Below are 21731 nucleotides of genomic sequence, written 5' to 3' on the forward strand. Positions count from 1 at the left end.
CCGGGTTCGCTATCAGTCCACGACGGTTTTCGCGAGAGGCGGGACATGAGCGACGAGATTCAGCGACTGCAGCGCCCCGACGGTGAATCCCTCGCCTTCAAAAGGCTGGAAGGGAAAGGCCCGACCGTCGTCTGGATCGGCGGTTTCCGCTCCGACATGGAGGGCACCAAGGCCCTGGCACTCGATGCGGCGGCGCGCGAACGGGGCTGGAACTACCTGCGTTATGACCATTTCGCCCACGGCCAGTCGAGCGGCGACTGGCGTCGCGCCACCATCGGGCGCTGGCGCGGCGATGCGATTGCCATGATCGACAGTCTGGAGGGACCGATCTTGCCGGTGGGCTCGTCGATGGGTGGATGGATCGCCCTGTTGCTGGCCCTGGCGCGCCCCGAGCGGATCAGCGGACTGGTTCTGGTCAATCCGGCGCAGGACTTCACCGAGCGACTGATGTGGCCGGGGCTGGCCGACCACGTGCGTCAGACCATCCTGCGTGACGGAGAGGCCCTGATTGTCGAGGACGGGCTGGGCGAATACGTCCTGTCGCTCGCCATGTTCGAAGAGGCGCGCGACTGGCTGCTTCTCGACGCCTCTATTCCCCTGGCCGCGCGGGTGCACATTCTTCAGGGCCGCGCCGACACGGTCGTGCCCTGGCAGCACGCGATGGCCTTGGTCGAGCGGCTCGCCGGCGGCGACGTCCGGCTGGACCTGATCGACAACGGCGACCACCGCCTGTCCACGCCCAAAGACCTCAGCCAGTTGATCGAGGCGATTGAAAGGATCCGCCATTAGGCGTTTAAATGAACCCCTTATCGTGAGGAAAATCCCATGCGTGTCTTGAACGTCGCCCTCCCCGCCCTCCTCTTGCTGGCCATGACCGGCTGTGCGCCGACCATGGGCGGTGACCGGTATACAGCCGAACTGAAAACCTTGACCGATCAGTGCTCGGCCAGGGGCGGCATCCTTTCGCCGACCGGTGAGCAAACCGGCAGGCCCCAGACAGACTATATTTGCAAGATCACCGGCGGCGGCGGACGTCTAACCACCGGCGGCTAAGCGTGAGGGCCCCAACCGTGCGTTGGTCGCAGCCCCCGGCGCGCTTTCGGACAGGCTCTCCCTAAAGAAGCGCGGTTATGGCCGCGCGGGCGGCCTCGCCGAGGTCCGGGCGCTTCAGGGCCAGCGCCACATTGGCGCGCAGCAGACCGATCTTGTCGCCGCAATCGTGCGTGACGCCCTCGTATTCGACCGCTGTAAAGGTCTGGTCCTTCATGAGCCGGGCCATGCCGTCCGTCAGCTGGATCTCACCACCTGCGCCCCGGGGCTGGTTCTCCAGAATGCCGAAGATTTCCGGCTGCAGGATGTAACGGCCCGAGATCGACAGGTTCGACGGGGCCTCGCCCCTGGGCGGCTTCTCGACCATCCCCTTCATGCGGATATGGCGGCCATCCCGCCCCTCGGGTCCAGCGACGGGATCGACGATGCCGTATTTGTGGGTCTCGGTCGCGGGCACGGCCTCGACGCCGATGACGTTGCCACCGACCCGGGCGTAGACCTCGGCCAGCTGCTTCAGCGCCCCCGGCTGGGAATCGACGATCACATCGGGCAGCAGCACTGCGAAAGGCTCGTCACCGATGATGTCGCGGGCGCACCAGACCGCGTGACCAAGGCCCAGAGGCTGCATCTGGCGGGTGAAGCTCATCTCGCCGGCCGTCGCCAGCTCTGCGATCATGGCCTCGAGGATGTCGGTCTTGCCCTTGGCCAGCAGCTGGGCCTCGAGCTCGATCTGGTGGTCGAAATAGTCCTCGATCGCACCCTTGGAGCGGCCGGTGACGAAGACGATATGCTCAATCCCGGCCTCGCGGGCCTCTTCGACGATGTAGCTGAGGATCGGCCGGTCGACGACGTTCAGCAGTTCCTTGGGCGTGGTCTTGGTCCCGGGCAGGACGCGGGTCCCCAGGCCGGCGACGGGCAGGACGGCCTTGCGAAGGCGGCGGGCGTGAGCGGTCATGCGGATTCCTGAACGGCGACGTAGCGCAGCCTAACGCATTCGAGCCTGGATGCGATCACTCGACCGTGACGGATTTGGCCAGATTGCGCGGCTGATCCACGTCCGTGCCCTTCTGGACCGCCGTATAATAGGCGAGCAGCTGCACCGGAACGGCATAGACCAGCGGCGCGATCAGCGAATGGCATTCGGGGGCATCAACCCGCCGGATGCCGGCGCCGTGAGGATCGGGCGCGGATTTCGGGGCGATCATGATCACCGGCCCGCCGCGCGCCGCCACCTCCTGCAGGTTGGAGGCGGTCTTCTCGAACACCTCGTCCAGCGGGGCGAGGGCCACGATCGGCGTAAACTCGTCCACCAGGGCGATCGGCCCGTGCTTCAGCTCGCCGGCGGCGTAGCCCTCGGCGTGGATATAGCTGATCTCCTTCAGCTTGAGCGCGCCTTCCATGGCCAGCGGGAACATGGCACCGCGGCCGAGGAACAGGACATCGGTCGCCTTGGCGATGTCATGGGCGACGGCCTTCAGATCGTCCTCCATCCCCATGGCCTCGGCAATCAGGCGCGGCGCTTCGAACAGGGCCTTGACCAGTTCGGCCTCGCGTACGGCGTCGATATGCCCGCGCTGAACGCCCGCCGCGATGGCCAAGGCCAGAAGGGCGGCGACCTGGGCGGTAAAGGCCTTGGTCGAGGCGACGCCGATCTCGGGGCCTGCGTGGGTCGGCCACAGATGCCCGGCTTCACGCGCCATGGACGAGGAATGGACATTGACGAGGGCGGCGGTCTTCAAGCCCCTGGCCTTGCACCAGGACAGGCTGGCCAGGGTGTCGGCCGTCTCGCCTGACTGGCTGACGGCGACAGCAAGGGTGCCCGGCGTCAGGGCCGGATTGCGATAGCGGAACTCGGACGCGATCTCGACGTCGCAGGGCAGGCCCGCCAGTTTCTCGAATGCATATCGGCCGATCTGGCCGGCATAGAAGGCGGTGCCGCAGGCGACGATCTGGATGCGGTCGATGGCGGCGAAATCGGCGGAATCGGTCTTGGCCTTGCCGTTCACGAAATCGAGGTAGTGGGACAGGGTATGCTGGACGCTGTCGGGCTGCTCATGGATTTCCTTCTCCATGAAGTGCCGGTACTCGCCCTTCTCGACCAGGGCAGACGAGGCGGAGACCAGGACGATCGGGCGTTCGACGGCCGCGCCGTTGACGTCGAACATCCGCGCGCCGTTGCGGTCGACGCCGACATAGTCGCCTTCCTCGAGGTAGCTGATCTTCTGGGTGAAGGGTCCGACCGCCAGGGCATCCGAGCCCAGATACATCTCGCCTTCGCCCCAGCCGACGACCAGCGGGCTGCCGCGACGCGCGCCCAGGATCAGCCCGCCCTCGCCCTCAATCAGAACCGCCAGCGCATAGGCCCCGGTCAACCGGTCCAGCACGGTTTTGAAAGCGACCAGCGGATCGTTGTGGCGGCCCAGCTCGCGGTCCAGCAGATGGGCGACGACCTCGGTGTCCGTCTGGCTCTCGAAGACGTGACCCTCGGCGGCGAGTTCGGCCTTCAACTCGGCGAAATTCTCGATGATGCCGTTGTGAACCAGTACGACCCGTCCGGCCTGGTGCGGGTGGGCATTGGCGGTGGTCGGCGCACCGTGGGTGGCCCAGCGGGTGTGGCCGATGCCGATGGTCGCGTTCAGCGGATCAGCGGCGAGCACCGCCTCCAGCTCGCGGATCTTGCCCTTGGCCCGACGGCGTTCGATGCGTCCATCAACCAGGGCGGCGACGCCGGCGGAGTCATAGCCCCGGTATTCCAGACGCTTGAGGCTGTCGATCAAGCGAGGAACCGCCGGGCCGACGCCCGTCACACCGATGATGCCGCACATGGATTGGTCCCTCGGAAACTGCCTTTTCGCGCTTTGCGCGCGGACGGGTAACGGTCTAAGCCGGGCCCGGATGTCTGACGCCGATGTAGGCGACAGGGGCCCCGGTTTGCACCTAAAAAGCGGTTTCGCAAGGTTTCTGCGACCGCGACGAGAGGAAGACGACACTTGGGCGAGCGACGCTATTTCGGCACTGACGGCATTCGTGGCCGCGCGAACAGCCATCCGATGACGCCGGAAGTGGCGCTGCGGGTAGGGCTGGCCGCCGGGCGGCTGTTCATGTCGTCGGACGACCGCCGGCACCTGGCCGTGATCGGCAAGGACACCCGGCTGTCAGGCTATATGATCGAGCCGGCGCTGGTGGCGGGCTTTGCCGCTGCGGGCATGGACGTTCTGACGTTCGGGCCGCTGCCGACGCCGGGCGTGGCGATGATGACCCGGTCCATGCGCGCCGACATCGGCGTGATGATCTCGGCCTCGCACAACGCCTATCTCGACAACGGCATCAAGCTGTTCGGCCCGGACGGCTACAAATTGTCGGACGCCGTCGAGCTCAGGATCGAATCCATGATGGACCAGGCTCTGAATGAGGGTCTGGCGCCGCCGGACAAGCTGGGTCGGGTCAAACGCATCGATGACAGCCAGGCCCGCTATATCGAGATCGCCAAGGCCAGCTTCCCCAAGGGCCTGAGCCTGCAAGGTTTGCGCATCGCCATCGATTGCGCCAACGGGGCCGGCTACAAGGTCGCGCCCACCACCCTCTATGAGCTCGGGGCCGAGGTCTTCGCGGTCGGCGTCGAGCCGAACGGTCTGAACATCAACAAGGACTGCGGTTCAACCCATCCGCAGACGCTGGCCGAAGCCGTCAGGCGTCACAAGGCCCACATCGGCATCGCACTGGACGGCGACGCCGACCGGGTCATCATCTGCGACGAGAACGGCCAGATCATAGACGGCGACCAGATCATGACCATGGTGGCCCTGGACTGGGCCAGGCGCGGCCTGCTGGTCGGCGGCGGCGTGGTCGCAACTGTCATGTCCAACCTCGGGATGGAGCGAGCACTGAATGCCGCCGGTCTGACGCTGGAGCGGACCAAGGTCGGCGACCGCTATGTCATGGAGCGGATGCGTGCGGGCGGCTTCAACATCGGCGGCGAACAGTCCGGCCACATCATCCTGCACGACCACGCCACCACCGGCGATGGCCTGATGTCGGCCCTGCAGGTCCTGGCCGTGATGGTCGAGAGCGGTCGCGCCATGAGCGATCTGGCCCGCCAGTTCGAACCGGTGCCGCAACTGCTCGAGAATGTCCGCTTTACAACCGGCAAGCCGCTACAAGACGTGGGGGTCAAGGCCGCCATTGCCGAGGCGGAGGCGCGCCTGGTCGGGGTCGGACGTCTGCTGGTTCGACTTTCCGGAACCGAGAAACTGATCCGGGTGATGGCCGAAGGCGACGACGAGGCCCTGGTGAAGTCGGTCGTGGCCGATGTGGTCGCGGCGGTGAAGGTGGCGGGTTAGCGTCCGGCAGGCGTCAGGCACCCGGCTCCGCGTTCTCGCAATCGAAGCAGATGGTGACCTGCATACCCTCGGCCGGTACCGACTTCACATCGATCTCGGCCCGCGCGTTTTGCAGCAGGGATCGAACGATCAGCTCCGACAGTTTGCCCTTTTTGGGCCAGCCAACTCCTTGCGGAAGGCCGATCCCGTCATCGGAGATCACCACGCGACAGCCGCCGTCCGCGGTCGTGCTGAGCAAGGTGATGGTGCCGCCCTCGCGGTCCGTGAAGGCATGCTTCAGGGCATTGGTCAGCAGTTCATTGACCACCAGGCCGGTCGGCATCGCCACGTCGATCGAGACCGGCCAGGTGTCGACCTTGAGGTCGAGGCGTATGCCCTCATGGGCATGGGCGCGCATGACGGCCGACGCGATCTCGCTGAGATAGATGCCCAGGTCAACCGGCTCGCCGGCCCCTGAGTGTTCCAGCGCGCGGTAGAGCAGCCCCAGGGCCTCGACCCTGCCGGCGAGACGGTCGAACCCTTCTCCGGTCGACGCATCCACGACCCCCCGGGCCTCGACCCGGATCAGGGCGGTGATCATCTGCAGATTGTTCTTCACCCGATGCTGCAGTTCCCGCAGGTGGGTGTCTTTTTCCAGCACCAGCGCCTGAAGCTCGTCCAGCACCGACCCACCCAGAGGCCCGGTCTCGACCAGGGCGACCAGCCGGAAGGCGGGAGCGCCAAGGTCGTCGACAATGATATTGGACCATGCGCCGAGGGTGATCGTCGCCTCGCTATGGGGCAGGTTAAACGCACCGAGGTAGTCGCGCTCTTCTGAAACCATTTGGCCGAGGGTTCGGGTTTCTTCCGGGGCCACGGCTTGACCCGGAAGGGGATCCCAGGACCCACCCAGGATGTTGGCACTGGCCTGTCCCGTCAGGGTCTGAAACTGGATGTTGGCGTAGACGACCCGCTCCGCCGGGTTCAGTTTCGATACGGCGATGGCGAAGGGGACCTGGTCCAGAAGCTGCTTGAAAAGATCGCTGCCCAGCGCCTCCGCAAGGTCGGGCCCATCCAGCAACTGGTCCATACCTGGATGAGATTCGTCCGAAGCCATGTGACGCCAGTCCCCGTATCGAGCGCGACCGGACAGGGCTGCCCGGATCGGCGGATGGAGCATTGCTGGCCGCTCGCCACAAAGGCCGGTCGCAGCTCGAGACATCCCCAACCTTAAAGCAATGCTTCGACCACCTCTTCGTTCCGCCTGCGGATGTCCGGTACCGCGATCGTTTCCCAGAAGGCCGCGCGCGCTGGCGGGCCCAGAACGAACAGGCGTGGGTCAGGGGTGCCGTCAGCGCCCAGCACCCGGCCCTGCGCGTCCAGATCGAGTCCAAGACGCAACGGATCCAGCCGCGCCCGGCCAGAGGCAATCAACGGGCCCGTCAGCGGATCGCTGGCCGGATCGTGCCCTGGCCCGGTGCAGTCCAGCAGCCAGCGACCGGTCAGAACCGGCTGCTCCGGCCCCCGGCGGGGCCGCCAGTCGAGGACAACGCCGTCCGCCGTCTGGTCGATGCGCCGAACCCGGCCCGCCACGATGGCCAGACGGCCCTCGGCCTCCAACGCTTCGATGGCGGACGAAATGCTGTCGGCGATGCGGTGACGGTGGACGTCCCACCACGGTCGCAGGTGGCGAACGAAGCGGGCGCGGGTCGCGGTGTCGGCGGCGGCCCAGAGTTCGGCGGTGATGGGCCGCAAACCCTCCATCACCCCCCGCCAGCTTGCTGCCTCGCCCAGCCGTCGTGCCGCGGCCAGTCGCCGCGAGGCAGGGCCCCGCAGCAGCTCATCCGTCGGCACAGTCGGCGTATCATGGTGAGCCAGATGGCTTCGGGGCATCAGGCCCCGCCGCGACAGGGCGACCGCCCGCCCGCGCCAGCCCTTCGCCTGAAGCCAAAGCACCATATCGACCATGGTCAGGCCGGTGCCGACGATGACCACATCGTCAGCCGCCCCGATCCGGTCGAGGGCCCCTGACGCCCACGGATCGCCGATCACCCTGTCCGTCGTCGAGTCCGGCCCGCGGAGCCGGGGCTCAGCGGTCCGCGGGGCCGGATTGCCGGTGGCCAGCACCACAGCGTCTGCGCCGACCACACGCCCGTCCGCCAAACGGACCGTCGCACCCTCGACCGCCACCGCCACACCGGTCAGCCGGTTGATCCGTCCCGGATGAACGGCCTCGACCCCCGCGAGCCGGTCCTGCACATAGCGCCCGTACCACTGCCGGGGGGCGAAGCTTTCCGGGTCGGCGCGGTCGGGATGGTTCGCGGTCAGCCAGTCGACGAAGTCATCGGATCGGCCGTCGATCGCACTCATCCGGTTGGAGCGAACGTTCAGCAGATGGCCGTCAAACGGCGTCGAATAGGCGACGCCGAGGCCGAAGGCTCCGGTCCGGTCTATCAGAGTGGAGGCGATTCCGACCTCCGCCAGCCGGGCAGCCAGCATGGACCCGGAGAAGCCGCCCCCGATGATGGCGACGCGCTTGCTGACGTCCGCCTCGCCCCCGCGGCCGTTCACGGCCGGCTCAAACCCGCTCGACGCACAGGGCGACGCCCATGCCGCCGCCGATGCACAGGGTCGCCAAGCCCTTTTTCGCGTCGCGGCGCTTCATCTCGTGCAGCAGGGTAGTGAGGATGCGGGCCCCCGAGGCCCCGATCGGATGGCCGATGGCGATCGCGCCGCCATTGACGTTCACCTTGTCGGGATCCAGCCCGAGTTCGCGCAGCACGCACAGGCTCTGGGCCGCGAAGGCCTCGTTTGATTCGACCAGATCCAGGTCGGCCACGGCCCAGCCGGCCTTCTCCAGCGCCTTCCTCGACGCCGGAATGGGTCCCGTGCCCATGATCGCCGGATCGACGCCGGCGGTGGCGGAGGAGACGATGCGCGCCAGCACCTCCAGCCCGCGCGCCTTCGCCTCGTCCGCGCTCATCAGCACCAGCGCCGCCGCGCCGTCGTTCAGGCCCGAGGCGTTGGCGGCGGTGACCGAGCCTTCCCGGGTGAAGGCCGGGCGCAGTTTCTCCATGGCCTCGATGGTCGCGCCGTGGCGAATGAACTCGTCCTTGTCGATGACGACGTCGCCCTTCTTCGAAGCGATGGTGACGGAAACGATCTCGTCGTCGAACCGTCCCGCCTTCTGCGCCGCCTCGGCCTTGTGCTGACTGGCCACGGCGAAGGCGTCCTGATCGGCCCGGTTGATGGCGAACTTCTCGGCCACGTTCTCGGCGGTCTGGCCCATGTGATAGCCGTTGAAGGCGTCCCACAGACCGTCCCGGATCATGGTGTCGATCAGCGACACGTCGCCCATCTTGTGGCCCGTCCGCAGGTGCTGGGCGTGAGGTGCCTGGCTCATGCTCTCCTGGCCGCCCGCCACCACGATCCTCGCGTCACCCAGCGCGATCTGCTGGGCGGCGATGGCGACAGCCCGCAGCCCCGAGCCGCAGATCTGGTTGAGGCTCCAGGCCGCCGTCTCCTTTGGAATACCCGCCCCCATGGCCGCCTGCCGGGCCGGGCCCTGCCCCGCCGCCGCCTGCAGCACATGGCCCAGAATTACCTCGTCCACGTCCGCCGGATCGACCCCGGCCCGCTCCAGCGCTGCGCGGATCGCGATCTCGCCCAGCTTCGAGGCCGGCAGGGTGGACAGGCCGCCCAGAAAGGAGCCGACGGGCGTGCGCGCGGCGGAGACGATGACGACGTCGATGGACATGGACGAACCTCTGCAGGCGACCGCGGGCGGGAGCACGCCGCGTCATGGAAAACGAAACCTCTACGCCCGAACGGGGCGTTAGGTCGCGCGAAACAAATCGTGCCGTTTCTGCCGCATCCTGAAGCCCTCGTCACGTCTGACGGCATCGTTCACCGCATGGTCACTGGCCAACTGCATATTGGCGGGAACGAATAACAGGGCGAAAGGCTTGATGGTGGCCATGCTCACGCGATTGAAAAATGTGTTCGTCCAGGTCTGCGTGCCGGACGAACAGGACATGGCCGAGCACTATCGGTCGCCCGCCGAAAAGACGGCCGACCTGGTGGTGCATGTCGTCGGCCTGACGCTGGCCGCCGTCGGCGGGATCGTCCTGGCGGTGCTGGCCGCTCTTTACGCCGGCGTCGGCGCGGTGGCCGCCACAGCCATCTATGCGCTGTGTCTGGTCGCCATGCTGACCGTATCGACCGTCTACAACCAGACCCGGCCCTGCGCCGCGCGTCCGGTCCTGCGTCGAATGGACGAGGCCGCGATCTTTCTGATGATAGCCGGCAGCTATACCCCCTTCACGACCCAGCGTTTCGAAGGTGCCTGGGCGATCGGCTTCACGGTTCTGGTCTGGAGCATTGCCCTTGCGGGTGTCGGAGCCAAGCTGGTGGCACCGCGTATCTCCGACGCCTTCTGGAGCGGTGTGTACGCCCTGTTCGGCTGGCTGGCCGTGATCGCCCTGAAGCCGATGATGGACACCGTGCATCCGATCGCCCTCGCCCTGCTGGTACTGGGCGGGCTTATCTACACTGCCGGCGTTTTCGTCTTCATCAGCCCGAAGGTGAAGTTCCGCCGCGCCATCTGGCACGGCTTCGTCGTCACCGGCGCGACGGTGCATTGGGCCGCTGTTCTTGTCGGCGTCGTTCTGGCCCCGGCGGCCGCCGCGGGCGTCGGCTAGACATTCCCGTCCGCAGCGCAGCATAGTGCGGCGTTGCAATAGGATTGAGGATCGCGCGTGGCTGACAGGAAGTCCGGACCCGGCGAGACCGTCGTCATCAAGAAATACGCCAACCGTCGGCTCTACAATACGGCGACCTCGGCCTATGTGACGTTGGAAGACCTCGCCAAAATGGTCCGCGAGGGGACCGAATTCGTCGTCTATGACGCCAAGTCCAATGACGACCTGACCCGCCAGATCCTGACCCAGATCATTTTTGAGGAAGAAAGCCGGGGCGAGGCGCTGCTGCCCGTTCAGTTTCTGCGCCAGCTGATCGGCTTCTACGGCGGCCAGATGCAGGGCGTCCTGCCCAGCTATCTTGAGATGTCGCTCGACAATTTCAGCCGCCAGCAGGAACAGATCCGCGGCCAGTTCTCCAAGGCCTTCGGTGCCACGCCCGGTGCAGGGCTTATGGACGAGGCGGTCAAGCGCAACATGACCATGTTCAGCGACGCGATGAAGATGTGGCCAGGCTTCGGAGCCCTAACGCCGGGGGCCATGGCCGCCGCGACCGCCGCGACCGAACCCCGGACCCCGCCCGCCGCCGATCCCCTCGCGGACATGCGACGCCAGATGGACGAAATGCGCAGCCAGATCGACAAGCTGTCAAAGACGCCCGGCCAGGAAAACTGACATGGGAGACGAGGTCCGCGCCGTGGGTCCCGTCGAACGCCGCGACGACCGCCGTTCGGCCGAGCGGCGCGCTGCTGAACGCCGGGCTCTGGCCGAATCCCGCGCCCTGACCGTCACAGAATATGCCGCCGAGCCTGCCGAGCCCCAGGCAAGAGCTGCCGCGGCTCCAGCGATCGACGCCTCACCAGCCGCCTTCGCCGCCCAGATGATCGGTCAATCGGGCCAACGCCGCGGCCTCAAGGGCGGGCCACCAGTCCTCGACGCGGCCCGCTCCGCCTACCTTGGGACTGAACATTCCGGGGCCTCCGAACGCCGCCCGCTACCGGGCAAGGCAAAAGACACCGACATCTGATCCCGCGGCACGGTCCTTGCTGAACGAGTGGCCAACACGCCTCGTTCGGGACCATCACCATGCTGACCTTCATCACCCGTACCGTCGACGTCGCCGTGGTGGCGCTGATCTTCGTGGCGTTTTCCTAGGGTCTGACGCCCTTCGGGCTCCTTGAGGCGGCCTCTCACGCTCAATCCGACCGGGGCCGCACCTGGCCTTTGGTGCCTCAGGAAGGCATCAGGACCCGCTGCTGCCGCCGCCACCAAAATCGAGATCCTTGCGGGCCGAGATGATGGTGACGATGAATCCGGCGAGCACGTCCAGCATGATCATGGTCAGGATCAGGAAGAAGGTCGAGGTCGCGAACCCCTTGAACAGCAGGAAGGCGACGAGGCAGAACACGAACAGAATCATCGACAGGGCGTGATTGACGATCGCCACCTTCTGGCTCGACGTCGATTTCAGCAGTTCGAAGAACAGCAGGATCAGCGCCAGAAAGAGGATGAGGTCGCCGCTGCCGACGCTCCAGCCGGTGCCCGAGACCATCGGGATGGAGAAGAGTGGATCAGTAAGTGCCTGTTCCGCCGCGGCGATGCCGCCGGATCCCGCGACGCCGGTCAGGATGACGAGCGAATAGATCACGACCGGAATGAACAGCAGCGGGATGGCGATCAACATGGCGTCAGCTCCAGCGTCGAACGGTCGTAACGGCCGCGCTTGTTAACGATGCATACCCCGGTTCGATCCATTCAGCTACGGCGGTTCGCCTGTAAGGCGACCACTCAGAATTCGCTGATCGCCCCCGGGCGGCGGGCGCGGGTCTTCAGCCACATAACGCCCAGCAGGTCCGACAGGGACGCCACAAGCCGCCCCCAGTTGGTGTATTTAGACTGACCCGTCTCGCGATGCCTGTGATCGACATCGAGATAGAGGTTCTGATAGCCCTCGCGGATCATCAGGGCCGGCAGATAGCGGTGGATGTGATCGAAATACGGCAGGCGCAGGAAGATGTCGCGCCGGAAGGCCTTGAGCCCGCAGCCGGTGTCATCGGCGTCATCGTCCAGCAGTTTCTTGCGAATGCGGTTGGCCCACAGCGAGGCCTGGCGCTTGGCCTCGGAGTCCTGACGTTTGGCTCGCCGGCCACCGACCAAAGCCACCGTCGACGGTGAGGCGGCCAGCAGGTCGGCCAGTTTCGGCGCGTCCGCAGGCGGGTTCTGACCGTCGCCGTCCAGCGTCACCACGATCGGTGCGCGCGCCGCCAGCACGCCCGTCCGGACGGCCCGGCTCTGCCCGGCGTTGGACCCGTGGCTGAGCACCCGCAGCGCCGGAAGTTCAGCCATCAGCCCGCGCAGCTCGGCCAGGGTATCGTCGCGAGACGCGTCGTCGACAAACACCATTTCATAGGATCGCCCGGCAAACGCGGCCGCGATTTCGCGCGCGAGGGGCCCGGCGGCACCCTGCTCATTATGGACCGGGACGACGATGGAGATGTCGGGGATCGCTGCGTTCATGTCCGCTCTCTAGCGGGTTTCATCGTCGGGCGGGAGATGGATGCCAACCTCCGCGATCAACGCCTGACGCGCACCGAAACGCCGTGTTAGGAAGATGAACATGAAGCGCCCCGATCTCGACCGATACATTGCCGGCTGGCGCGGACCGGCTCTGGCCGCCCTGATCGCCCTGTTCGCAGGTCTGCCGGTGCTGATGCTGCTGCCGCCGCTGGACCGCGACGAAAGCCGCTATGCCCAGGCCACCTCGCAGATGCTCGAGAGCGGCGACTATGTCGACATCCGCTATCAGGACGAGCCGCGCTGGAAGAAGCCGGTCGGCATCTACTGGATGCAGGCGGTCGCGGTGGCCCTGACCTCCAAGGTCGAGAACCGGGACATCGCGCCGTACCGGATCCCCTCACTTCTCGGAGCCATACTGGCTGCGGCCGCCTGCGCCTGGGCCGGGGCGGCCATGTTCGGCAATCGGGCGGGCTTTCTGTCCGGTGCCATACTGGGTGCCAGCTTCCTGCTGTCGACCGAGGCGGGGATCGCCAAGACCGACGCCATGCTGTGCGGCGCGGTCACCCTGGCCATGGCCGGGCTGGCGCGCATCTATCTGGCGGCGCGCGCGGGCGAGGTCCCACGAAGACCGTGGAAATTCGCCTTCTGGCTGGGACTGGGACTGTCGGTTCTGGTCAAGGGCCCGATCGGCCTGCTGGTGATCGCTCCGGCCATGATGGCCCTGTCGATCTGGGACCGCGACGTGTCGTGGCTCAAGCGGCTGGGATGGGGGTGGGGCCTGCCTCTGGTCGCGCTGATCGTCGGTCCCTGGGCCATCGCCATCACCATCGCCACCGACGGGGCCTTCTGGCGCGAGGCGATCGGCGGCGACCTGGCCCCCAAGATCGCGGGCGGCGACGAGGGTCACGGCGTCCTGCCCGGCTTCTATCTGCTGATCGCGCCGCTGTTGTTCTTCCCCGCCACCCTGCTGCTGCCCGCCGCCGTTTCCACCGGCTGGAGCCGCCGGGCCGAGCCGGCGATCCGGTTTCTGGTCTGCTGGGTCATTCCGGCCTGGCTGATCTTCGAACTGACCCCGACCAAGCTGGCCCACTACACCCTGCCGACGTTCGGCGGTATGGCCCTGCTGGCCGCCGCGGCCTTGACCCGGCCGATCGGGCAGATTTCGAGATATGCGGGCGTCGGTCTGACGCTGCTTGTCGGCGGCCTGCTGGCGGTAGGATCGGTCTACCTGCTGACCGAATACGGCAAGTCGACGGCCCAGACCTGGGCGACCCTGACCATCGTCTTCGCCATACTGGCCAGCCTGATCGGCGCCTTCCTGATGCTGCATCGCGCCGCTGTGACGGCCCTGCTGGTCTCGCTGACGCTGGGCGTTCTGGCCCACGCCGCCCTGTCCGGCACGCTGCGGCAACTCCGTCCACTGTCCGTGGCGCCCCAGCTGGAGAAGGTTCTCGAGCGGGCCGACCTGCAACCGCGTCAGGGTCGGGCCGGGCCGGTGGCGATCACGGGCTTCCACGAACCCAGTTTCGTCTTCCTGACCGGCAAGGATACGGAATTGACCGACGCCGAGGGCGCGGCGCGCGCCCTGACTGAAGGTCGTCCCGCCATTGTCGAGGCGCACGACGCCGACGCCTTCCGTGCCGCTGCCGCGCGCCTCGGCGTCGCCGGTCGCGCCGTGGGCCAGGTCAATGGCCACAACTATTCCAAGGGCGACGACGTCCGCCTCACGGTCTACGCCCCTCCCGGCATCGCTGCGCCCTCCGGGCCGGCTCGGTGAGCCGCCCGATCACCATCGTCGAGGTCGGTCCCCGCGACGGCCTGCAGAACGAGACGGCGATCCTGGACCCGGGCGTCCGCGTCGAACTGGTCCAGCGGCTGGAAGCCGCGGGTGCCCGGCGGATCGAGGCGGTCAGCTTCGTCCATCCGAAATATGTGCCGCAGATGGCCGGCGCCGAAGAGGTCATGGCCGGCTTGCCGCGTGAGCCGGGTCGCAGCCGCATCGGCCTGGTCCTGAACGGCAAGGGCTATGACCGGGCCCTGGGCACGGCGGTGGACGAGGTCAATATTGCCATGTCGGCCACCGACGGCTTCGGGTTGAAGAACCAGGGGCTGTCGGTCGATCAACAGGTGCAGATGCTGGCCGACATCATCGCCGGCCGCGCCAACGCCGCGGGTCAGCCGGGCGCGACGCCGTCCCTGTCCGCCACCCTGTCCTGCGTCTGGGGCTGTCCGTTCGACGGCGAGGTCTCCACCGGGCAGGTCGCCGATCTGGTCGGCCGGATCGCCGAACTGGGGGTCGCGGAAATCGCCCTCGCCGACACCATCGGCACCGGCGATCCCTGGGCCGTGACCCGCAAGGTCGAGGCCGCCCGCAAGGCCGCGCCGGATGCCGTCCTGCGTCTGCATTTTCACGACACCCGCAACACCGGCCTTGCCAATGCCCATGCCGGGATCGAGGCGGGGGTGAGCGTTCTGGACGCCTCGGTCGGCGGCATCGGCGGCTGCCCCTTTGCCCCGGGCGCGACCGGCAATATCGCCACCGAGGACCTGGTCTATATGCTCGAGCGCGCCGGCTATTCGACCGGCTATGACCTGGATGCCCTGATCGGGACAGCTCGATGGATCGGCGAGAGGATCGGCCGGCCGGCACCGAGCGCGCTGAGCCGGGCGGGGGGGTGGCCGAAGTAGGCCGCGCCCCGCCTCGGCGTCATGAAAGTCTGATGCCGCAGAAACCGGGCCGTGGGCTATGGTCGGTCACCCCGAACGGTGACCCCATGTCGCAGACCCTCTACCAGCAGCGCCTGATGTCCGCGGCCGAAGCCGTTGCGCTGATTCCCTCGAGCGCCCGGGTGGCGATGGGGCTGGGCTTCTCGCAACCACCGGCCATCCTCGCGGCGCTCGCCGACCGCGCCCGCGCCGGACAGGTCACGGACGTCGGCCTCTACTATCTGCTGTCCACCGGTATCGCCGGCCAGACGGTGCTCAAGGACGAGCTGATGGGCCGGATCCGCCCGATGAGCCTGTTCCACAGCGCCATCGAACGGGGTCTTGAAGCGCGCGCCCGGGCGGCCGGCCGGCCCAATCCGGTGACCTTCATCCCCACGGGGTTCCAGCAGGTTCCACGACTGTTGCGCGAGGCCGGGGTCGACACCCTGATCTGTACCGTCTCGCCGATGGACGAGGACGGCTGTTTCAGCTTCGGCATCAACACCGATTACAACAGGCCCGTCAGCGACCACGCCGGGCGGATCATCCTTGAGGTCAATCCGGCGATGCCGCGCGTCTTCGGCGACTGCACGATCCACGTCTCGCGCGTGACCGCCGTGGTCGAGAATCACACGCCCCTGCTCGAACTGCCCGTGACGGAACCGGCCCCGAATGACCTCGCCATCGGCGGTCTGATCGCCGACATGATCGAGGACGGCTCAACCCTGCAGATGGGCATCGGTGCCCTGCCGAACGCCGTCTGCGCGGCCCTGCACGACCGGCGCGACCTTGGCCTGCACACCGAGATGCTGACGCCCGGTCTGGTCGAGCTGATGCTGGCCGGCGTGATCACCAATGCCCGCAAGACCCTGCACCCCGGCAAGGGGGTCTTCTCCTTCTGCATGGGGACGCGCGCGACCTACGACTTCCTCGACGGCAACCGCGACATGGAGGCCTGGCCGGTCGACTATGTGAACGATCCGGCCGTCATCGCCCGCAATGACCGGATGATCTCGGTCAACGCCACGCTGCAGGTCGACCTGACCGGGGCCTGCTGCTCGGAACATCTGAACGGCCGCCAGTTCACGGCCTCGGGCGGCCAGCTGGATTTCGTGCGCGGGGCCTATGCCTCGGCCGGCGGGTGGTCGATCATCGCCTGCCATTCAACGGCGGAAAAGGGGACGGTCTCGCGCATCGTCCCGCGGTTGGACGGACCGGTCACGGTCCCCCGCAACGACGTCCACATCGTGGTCACCGAGCACGGCCGAGCCGAACTCAAGGGCAGGAGCAACGCCGAACGCGCCCGCGCCCTGATCGCCATCGCCGATCCCCGGTTCCGGGAGGAGCTGGAGCGTGGGGCGCGGGAGACCGGGCTATTGTGAGCCCGACACGAAGGATCTGCAGCGCCACGGTTCAGGGCGCTGCCAAAAGGGCAGTGTGAAAGAAGGTCACGACCTGACGATTGAATTCCGCTTTGAATGCCGCCCGGTCGAAGCCGGGGGCTGAGACGCAGAGCTCAGGCACCTGGGCCCGCATCTGCGGAGCACAGGCCGGCAGGAAGTCGTAGTGACCGGCCCCCTCGACTCGGCGGTATTCCGGCGCCTTGCCCAGTCGGTCGCGGATCGGCTCGACATTGTACGGCGAGGGCAGAATCTCATCGTCGGCGGCCTGCCAGAGCTGAATCGGCACGGTGATCGAGGCGAGACTGGCGGTGGTGAAGGACTCGCCGAAGGCCGGGGCGGCGATGACGGCTGCCTTGACGCGCGCGTCGCGCGTCTCGGGGTGCCATTCCCCTTCGTCCAGTGGATCCATCGCCAGGAGCCGGCAGGCGAAGAGATCAGGGTGGGCCGCGCAGTGGGCCTGAATGGCGCGCGCTTCGGACACGCCACCCACAATGGATGTCACGGTGAAGCCTCCGGCGGAGAAGCCAAAGGCTCCAATCCGGTCCGGATCCAGAAGAACCGGGCCGCCCCAGTCGTCGACCATGTAGTCGATCAGGGCGCTGAGCTGGGGCGCTCGGCCGGTCAGTTGCAGGCCGCGGCTGTGGTCGCGGAAATTGTCGCCCGGATGGGTCAGGGCGGCGACGATGAATCCGGCGTCGGCCAGGGCCCGCGCGGTGTCGTCATGCCCCGCGTACCAGCCGCCGTTGCCGTGGGAAATGACCACCAGGGCCCGGGGTGAAGCATCGACGCCCGGAGCGGGCAGCCAGACTCCGCCTTCGATCGTTTCGCCGCGCCTGTCGGTGAAATGGATAATCTGGTCCAGCGCGCGGGCCATGGTGGGAAACGCGAACAGGACAACGACAAGCGCGAGCACGGCGCACAGGGATTGCAGGGGGCGAAAGAACATGGGGACCTCCGGGTTGGTTCCTCATCTGCGCGTCGCCGGATCGCCGACGCCAGCCCGGTTTCGCGAACGGGCAAACGGGTTCGCGGCCCGGCGAACGGTTCCGCTTCGGCCCACCGTCGTTATAGTCGAGCCATGCAGGATCCGTTGAAAGTCTGGCTGAACACCCCGCGTATGTGGGCGATCGATCTGGCTGCCGGCGCGGTGGCCGGCATCGTTCTCGGTGTCGTCGGGCCGTTTGGAAGTTTCTTCAACGACACCCTGTCTGTGCGGTTGGCCTACTGGATGGCGGTCTGCCTGCTCAGCGCGCTCGGGGTCGGCGTGGCGGTGCGTCTGGTCTGGCCAGCTGCGCGTCGTCGGGGCCTGGACGCGTGGATGTGGATTCCGATCGTCGCCGTTGTGCTCAGCGCGCCACTGGGGCTCGCGGCGCGGCTGATCGCTGTCGCCCTCTGGCCGGGCATCCGGGAGGCCGTGGGCGGGATCGAATGGTACGGCCAGACCCTCCTCATCGAGTTGGTCTACATGTCGCTTTACGTCGCCGCCCATGCCCGGGCGAACGCCGGGGCGGAGGCGGCGAAGGCCTGCGAGGGCGGGGCGCGCATGCTGGATCGCCTGCCGCCGCGCCTCGGTCGTGACCTCCTGTGCCTGCAGATGGAGGATCACTATGTCCGGCTGCACACGACCGAAGGATCGGCTCTGGTCCTGTCGCCTCTGGCCCGCGCGATCGAACAGGTTGGAGACCTCGAGGGACTGCGCGTCCACCGGTCCTGGTGGGTGGCCCGCCATGCCGTACGCGGAGTCGCACATGACGGGCGGAACCTGCGTCTCCTGCTGACATCCGGCCTGGAGACACCGGTCGCCCGCGCCAAGGTGGCGGAGCTGAAAGCGGCGGGTTGGCTGGACCAGGGGCGGTGAGCTCTACAGATTCAGCAGCGCCGGGTCGCCGCCCTGGGCGGAGATGTTGTTCGAGATGGCCTTCTCAGAGGCATAGCGGATCAGGCTGTACGGGCCGCCGGCCTTGGGACCGGTGCCGGACAGGCCCTCACCGCCGAAGGGCTGGACGCCGACCACCGCGCCGGTGATCGACCGGTTGATGTAGACATTGCCGGCCGGGACCAGGCGGATCACTTCCTCGGCAAAGGCCTCGATCCGGCTGTGCACGCCCAGCGTCAGGCCATAGCCGCGCGCGGCCAGTTTCGACGCCGTCTGCTTCAGGTCTTTCGGATGGTACCGGCAGACGTGCAGGATAGGGCCGAAGACCTCGCGCTCCAGATAGTCGGGCGTCGGGATCTCGGCGATGGTCGGGGCGAACAGGTGGCCCTTGTCGGCGCCGGTCGGCAGTTCGGCGCGGGCGATGATCTTCGCATCGCCTTCGAGGCGCTTCAGGTGGGCATCGAGAGCCGCCTTGGCGTCCGCGTCGATGACCGGGCCGATGTCGGTGGCGGGGTCGGAGGGGTCGCCCACGACCTGGGCCGCCAGCGCGCCCTTGAGGCCCTCGATCAGGGCGTCGGCGGCGTCGTGCGGGACATAGAGCAGGCGCAGGGCCGAGCAGCGCTGGCCCGACGAGCCGAAAGCCGACACGATGACGTCGTCGATGACCTGTTCCTTCAGCGCCGTCGTATCGACGAACATGCCGTTCAGGCCGCCGGTCTCGGCGATGAAGGGGATGATGGCACCGGGCCGGGCGGCCAGCGCCTTGTTGATCGCCGACGCCGTGTCCGTGCCGCCGGTAAAGGCGACGCCGTCGATGCCGGGGTGGCTGACCAGGGCCGCGCCGACCGTCTCGCCGCGTCCGGGCACGAGGGCCAGAAGGCTCGGGTCCAGGCCGGCCTTGTAATAGAGGCGCACGGCCTCGGCGGCGATCAGTGGGGTCTGTTCGGCCGGCTTGGCCAGGACGCCGTTGCCGGCGGCGAGGGCGGCGGCGATCTGGCCGGTGAAGATGGCCAGCGGGAAATTCCACGGGCTGATGCAGGCGAAGACGCCACGGCCGTGCAGGACCAGCTGGTTGATCTCGCCGACCGGGCCCTTCAGCTCGGTGCGGCCGCCGAAGTCTCGTTCGGCCAGCATGGCGTAGTAGCGGCAGAAGTCGGCGGCCTCGCGGATTTCGGCGACGCTGTCGTTCAGCGTCTTGCCGGCCTCGCGCGACAGCAGGGCCACCAGACGGTCCATGTCGGCTTCCAGTGCGTCGGCCATGGCGCGCAGCACAGGGGCGCGGCCCGCGCCGCCCTTGCGGTCCCAGGCGACCTGGGCCTTGGCCGCGGCGTCGACGGCGGCGTCGATGTCGGCCGTGGTCGCTTCGGAGACGTGGCCCAGGACCTGGGTGGTATCGAAGGGGTTGGTCACGTCCTGCGGGTGGGTCCCGGCCTTCAGCTTGCCGCCGATGATCGGGCCCGAGGTCAGTTTCTCGCTGTCGACCCGGGCGAGCGCGACGGCGTGGCGGTCGCGGTCAGCCGCTTGCGAATAGTCGCGGCCCAGCGAGTTCTGGCGGTCCATATACATATCCTTGGGAGTCGGGATCTTGGCGTGACGGTCGGGGTGGGCCTCGACCGCCGAAATGGGGTCGGCGGCGACGGCCGAGGCGGGCACCCGCTCGTCCAGCAAGGCGTGCACGAACGACGAGTTGGCCCCGTTCTCGAGCAGGCGGCGCACCAGATAGGGCAGCAGGTCCTCATGCCCGCCCACGGGGGCGTAGGCCCGGACCGTCACGGGCCCGAAGGCGTCGCGCGCCGCATCGTACAGGGCCTCGCCCATGCCGTGCAGGCGCTGGAATTCGATCTTCACGCCGTGCTCGGACGCCATCCTGTGGACGGCGGCGAGGGAGTGGGCGTTGTGGGTGGCGAACTGGCTGTAGAGGTGCGGCGCAGCCTCGATCATCAGCCGGGCACAGACGAGGTAGTTGAGGTCAGTCGCCGCCTTGGTGGTGAAGACCGGATAGTCGGTGCGGCCGAACACCTGCGCGCGCTTTACCTCGGTGTCCCAATAGGCCCCCTTGACCAGACGAACCATCAACCGCCGGCCTGACGTCTTCGCCAGCTCGGCGACGCGGCGGATCACTTCGGGTCCACGCTTCTGATAGGCCTGAACGGCGAGACCGAGGCCGGTCCAGCCACCCAGGTCGGGTTCGTGCGCCAGCCGGTCCAGCAGCTTCAACGACAGGGCCAGCCGGTCGGCCTCCTCGGCGTCCATGGTGAAGTTGATGTCATACTCCGCCGCGATCCGGGCCAGCCGGACGATGCGGGGGTAGAGTTCGTCCCAGACCCGCGCCTCGTGGGTCGCCTCATAGCGGGGCGACAGGGCCGACAGCTTGACCGAGACGCCGTGGCCGGCCTCGGGCCCCTGCCCCTTGGCGGTCTTGCCCACGGCCTCGATGGCGTCGGCGTAGATCTTTTCATAGCGCTCGGCGTCGTGTGCGGTCCGCGCGCCCTCGCCCAGCATGTCGAAGCTGCACAGCCAGCCTTCCTTGTTGGCCCGCTTCAGTGCGCCCTCGATGGTGCGGCCGACCACGAACTGCTCGCCCATGATGCGGACGGCGGCGGCAACGGCCTCGCGGATCACCGGCTCGCCGAGACGGCCGACGATGCGTTTGAGGAAGCCGGGCAGGTCAGTTCGCGCCTCGTCGTCCACGTCGACCAGCTTGCCGGTCAGCATCAGCCCCCAGGTCGAGGCGTTGACGAACAGACTGTCGGATTGACCCAGATGCGAACTCCAGTCCGCCGAACCGATCTTCTCGGCGATCAAACGGTCGCGGGTCTCTTCGTCCGGCGTGCGCAGCAGGGCCTCGGCGAGACACATCAGGGCCAGGCCCTCGCGGGTCCCGAGCGAGAATTCCTGCAGGAAGCTCTCGACCACCCCCTGTTTCTTGACGCTGGCGCGCGCGCGTTCGACCAGGCCTGTGGCGCTGGACAGGACGGAGGCGCGTTCGGCCTCGTCCAGCGGCATCCGCGTAAGCAGGCCGCGCACCATGTCGGCCTCGTCGGCGAACTTGCCCTGATCCAGCATATCCCAGTCCTGGGAGAGGGCGACCTGCGGCGGGACGTGTGCGTTCATGGCGGGCGTCCTAGACGCTTTTGAGACGGAACGGGAGGGGGATGCGGCG

The 21731-nt window shown here is 67.5% G+C and carries 19 protein-coding genes; 10 read left to right on the forward strand and 9 right to left on the reverse strand.

Going from position 1 to position 21731, the window contains the following annotated elements; translation table 11 throughout:
* Positions 1 to 45: 45 nt before the first annotated feature.
* Together ACP7AS_RS01390 and ACP7AS_RS01395 are read left to right on the forward strand one after the other, a co-directional pair.
* Entirely contained in the window at positions 46 to 789 is a 744-nt protein-coding gene (locus ACP7AS_RS01390; protein WP_426027035.1) for an alpha/beta fold hydrolase, read from the forward strand.
* Between the two features lie 36 nt (positions 790 to 825).
* Positions 826 to 1053, forward strand: coding sequence for a hypothetical protein (locus tag ACP7AS_RS01395; RefSeq protein ID WP_426027036.1), 228 nt, complete (start codon positions 826 to 828; stop codon positions 1051 to 1053).
* A 61-nt stretch (positions 1054 to 1114) separates the two neighbouring features.
* Here the strand turns inward: ACP7AS_RS01395 and ACP7AS_RS01400 are convergent, their stop codons facing one another.
* Complete coding sequence (locus tag ACP7AS_RS01400) at positions 1115 to 2005, reverse strand: UTP--glucose-1-phosphate uridylyltransferase (protein ID WP_426027037.1); 891 nt, start codon at positions 2003 to 2005, stop codon at positions 1115 to 1117.
* Between the two features lie 55 nt (positions 2006 to 2060).
* A complete protein-coding gene (glmS, locus tag ACP7AS_RS01405) occupies positions 2061 to 3875 on the reverse strand; it encodes a glutamine--fructose-6-phosphate transaminase (isomerizing) (protein ID WP_426027038.1) in 1815 nt (604 codons plus the stop codon).
* A gap of 165 nt (positions 3876 to 4040) precedes the next feature.
* Here glmS and glmM point away from each other — a divergent pair, with 165 nt between their 5' ends.
* Complete coding sequence (glmM, locus tag ACP7AS_RS01410) at positions 4041 to 5390, forward strand: phosphoglucosamine mutase (protein WP_426027039.1); 1350 nt, start codon at positions 4041 to 4043, stop codon at positions 5388 to 5390.
* Positions 5391 to 5403: 13 nt separating this feature from the next.
* Here the strand turns inward: glmM and ACP7AS_RS01415 are convergent, their stop codons facing one another.
* The 3 genes from ACP7AS_RS01415 to ACP7AS_RS01425 all read right to left on the reverse strand — a co-directional run bounded on the left by ACP7AS_RS01415 (position 5404) and on the right by ACP7AS_RS01425 (position 9126).
* Positions 5404 to 6486: a histidine kinase dimerization/phosphoacceptor domain -containing protein gene (locus ACP7AS_RS01415; protein WP_426027040.1), complete on the reverse strand. Its 1083-nt coding sequence runs from the start codon at positions 6484 to 6486 to the stop codon at positions 5404 to 5406.
* A 113-nt stretch (positions 6487 to 6599) separates the two neighbouring features.
* Positions 6600 to 7940, reverse strand: a complete 1341-nt coding sequence (locus ACP7AS_RS01420) for an FAD/NAD(P)-binding protein (RefSeq protein ID WP_426027041.1) — start codon at positions 7938 to 7940, stop codon at positions 6600 to 6602.
* Between the two features lie 7 nt (positions 7941 to 7947).
* Positions 7948 to 9126, reverse strand: coding sequence for an acetyl-CoA C-acetyltransferase (locus tag ACP7AS_RS01425; protein ID WP_426027042.1), 1179 nt, complete (start codon positions 9124 to 9126; stop codon positions 7948 to 7950).
* Between the two features lie 220 nt (positions 9127 to 9346).
* On the opposite strand from ACP7AS_RS01425, the gene trhA reads away from it, so the two are divergent.
* Genes trhA through ACP7AS_RS01440 form a run of 3 tightly spaced genes read left to right on the forward strand, consistent with a single transcriptional unit; the run spans position 9347 to position 11093 of the window.
* Positions 9347 to 10069: a PAQR family membrane homeostasis protein TrhA gene (gene trhA / locus ACP7AS_RS01430; protein WP_426027043.1), complete on the forward strand. Its 723-nt coding sequence runs from the start codon at positions 9347 to 9349 to the stop codon at positions 10067 to 10069.
* A gap of 57 nt (positions 10070 to 10126) precedes the next feature.
* Positions 10127 to 10741 carry a polyhydroxyalkanoate synthesis repressor PhaR gene (phaR, locus tag ACP7AS_RS01435; RefSeq protein ID WP_426027044.1) on the forward strand — a complete coding sequence of 205 codons (615 nt, stop codon included), beginning with the start codon at positions 10127 to 10129 and terminating at the stop codon, positions 10739 to 10741.
* A 1-nt stretch (position 10742) separates the two neighbouring features.
* The gene (locus ACP7AS_RS01440) at positions 10743 to 11093 is read left to right on the forward strand and encodes a hypothetical protein (protein ID WP_426027045.1); all 351 of its coding nucleotides are present in this window, start codon (positions 10743 to 10745) and stop codon (positions 11091 to 11093) included.
* 216 nt (positions 11094 to 11309) lie between these two features.
* Here the strand turns inward: ACP7AS_RS01440 and ACP7AS_RS01445 are convergent, their stop codons facing one another.
* On the reverse strand, positions 11310 to 11750 hold the full coding sequence (locus tag ACP7AS_RS01445) for a hypothetical protein (RefSeq protein WP_426027046.1): 441 nt from the start codon (positions 11748 to 11750) through the stop codon (positions 11310 to 11312).
* A gap of 104 nt (positions 11751 to 11854) precedes the next feature.
* A complete protein-coding gene (locus ACP7AS_RS01450) occupies positions 11855 to 12583 on the reverse strand; it encodes a glycosyltransferase family 2 protein (protein WP_426027047.1) in 729 nt (242 codons plus the stop codon).
* A 100-nt stretch (positions 12584 to 12683) separates the two neighbouring features.
* Here ACP7AS_RS01450 and ACP7AS_RS01455 point away from each other — a divergent pair, with 100 nt between their 5' ends.
* Genes ACP7AS_RS01455 through ACP7AS_RS01465 form a run of 3 tightly spaced genes read left to right on the forward strand, consistent with a single transcriptional unit; the run spans position 12684 to position 16671 of the window.
* A complete protein-coding gene (locus tag ACP7AS_RS01455; RefSeq protein WP_426027048.1) occupies positions 12684 to 14360 on the forward strand; it encodes an ArnT family glycosyltransferase in 1677 nt (558 codons plus the stop codon).
* Positions 14357 to 15271: a hydroxymethylglutaryl-CoA lyase gene (locus ACP7AS_RS01460; RefSeq protein WP_426027049.1), complete on the forward strand. Its 915-nt coding sequence runs from the start codon at positions 14357 to 14359 to the stop codon at positions 15269 to 15271. The genes ACP7AS_RS01455 and ACP7AS_RS01460 overlap by 4 nt, the downstream gene beginning before the upstream one ends.
* A 32-nt stretch (positions 15272 to 15303) precedes the next feature.
* Positions 15304 to 16671: an acetyl-CoA hydrolase/transferase family protein gene (locus ACP7AS_RS01465; protein WP_426027050.1), complete on the forward strand. Its 1368-nt coding sequence runs from the start codon at positions 15304 to 15306 to the stop codon at positions 16669 to 16671.
* 31 nt (positions 16672 to 16702) lie between these two features.
* Here the strand turns inward: ACP7AS_RS01465 and ACP7AS_RS01470 are convergent, their stop codons facing one another.
* Complete coding sequence (locus ACP7AS_RS01470; RefSeq protein WP_426027051.1) at positions 16703 to 17638, reverse strand: alpha/beta hydrolase family protein; 936 nt, start codon at positions 17636 to 17638, stop codon at positions 16703 to 16705.
* A gap of 132 nt (positions 17639 to 17770) precedes the next feature.
* On the opposite strand from ACP7AS_RS01470, the gene ACP7AS_RS01475 reads away from it, so the two are divergent.
* A complete protein-coding gene (locus ACP7AS_RS01475; protein WP_426027052.1) occupies positions 17771 to 18550 on the forward strand; it encodes a LytTR family DNA-binding domain-containing protein in 780 nt (259 codons plus the stop codon).
* Positions 18551 to 18553: 3 nt separating this feature from the next.
* Here the strand turns inward: ACP7AS_RS01475 and putA are convergent, their stop codons facing one another.
* The gene (putA, locus tag ACP7AS_RS01480) at positions 18554 to 21682 is read right to left on the reverse strand and encodes a bifunctional proline dehydrogenase/L-glutamate gamma-semialdehyde dehydrogenase PutA (protein WP_426027053.1); all 3129 of its coding nucleotides are present in this window, start codon (positions 21680 to 21682) and stop codon (positions 18554 to 18556) included.
* Between the last annotated feature and the right edge of the window lie 49 nt (positions 21683 to 21731).

The sequence above is a fragment of the Brevundimonas sp. TWP2-3-4b2 genome (assembly GCF_049897345.1).
GTDB lineage: Bacteria > Pseudomonadota > Alphaproteobacteria > Caulobacterales > Caulobacteraceae > Brevundimonas.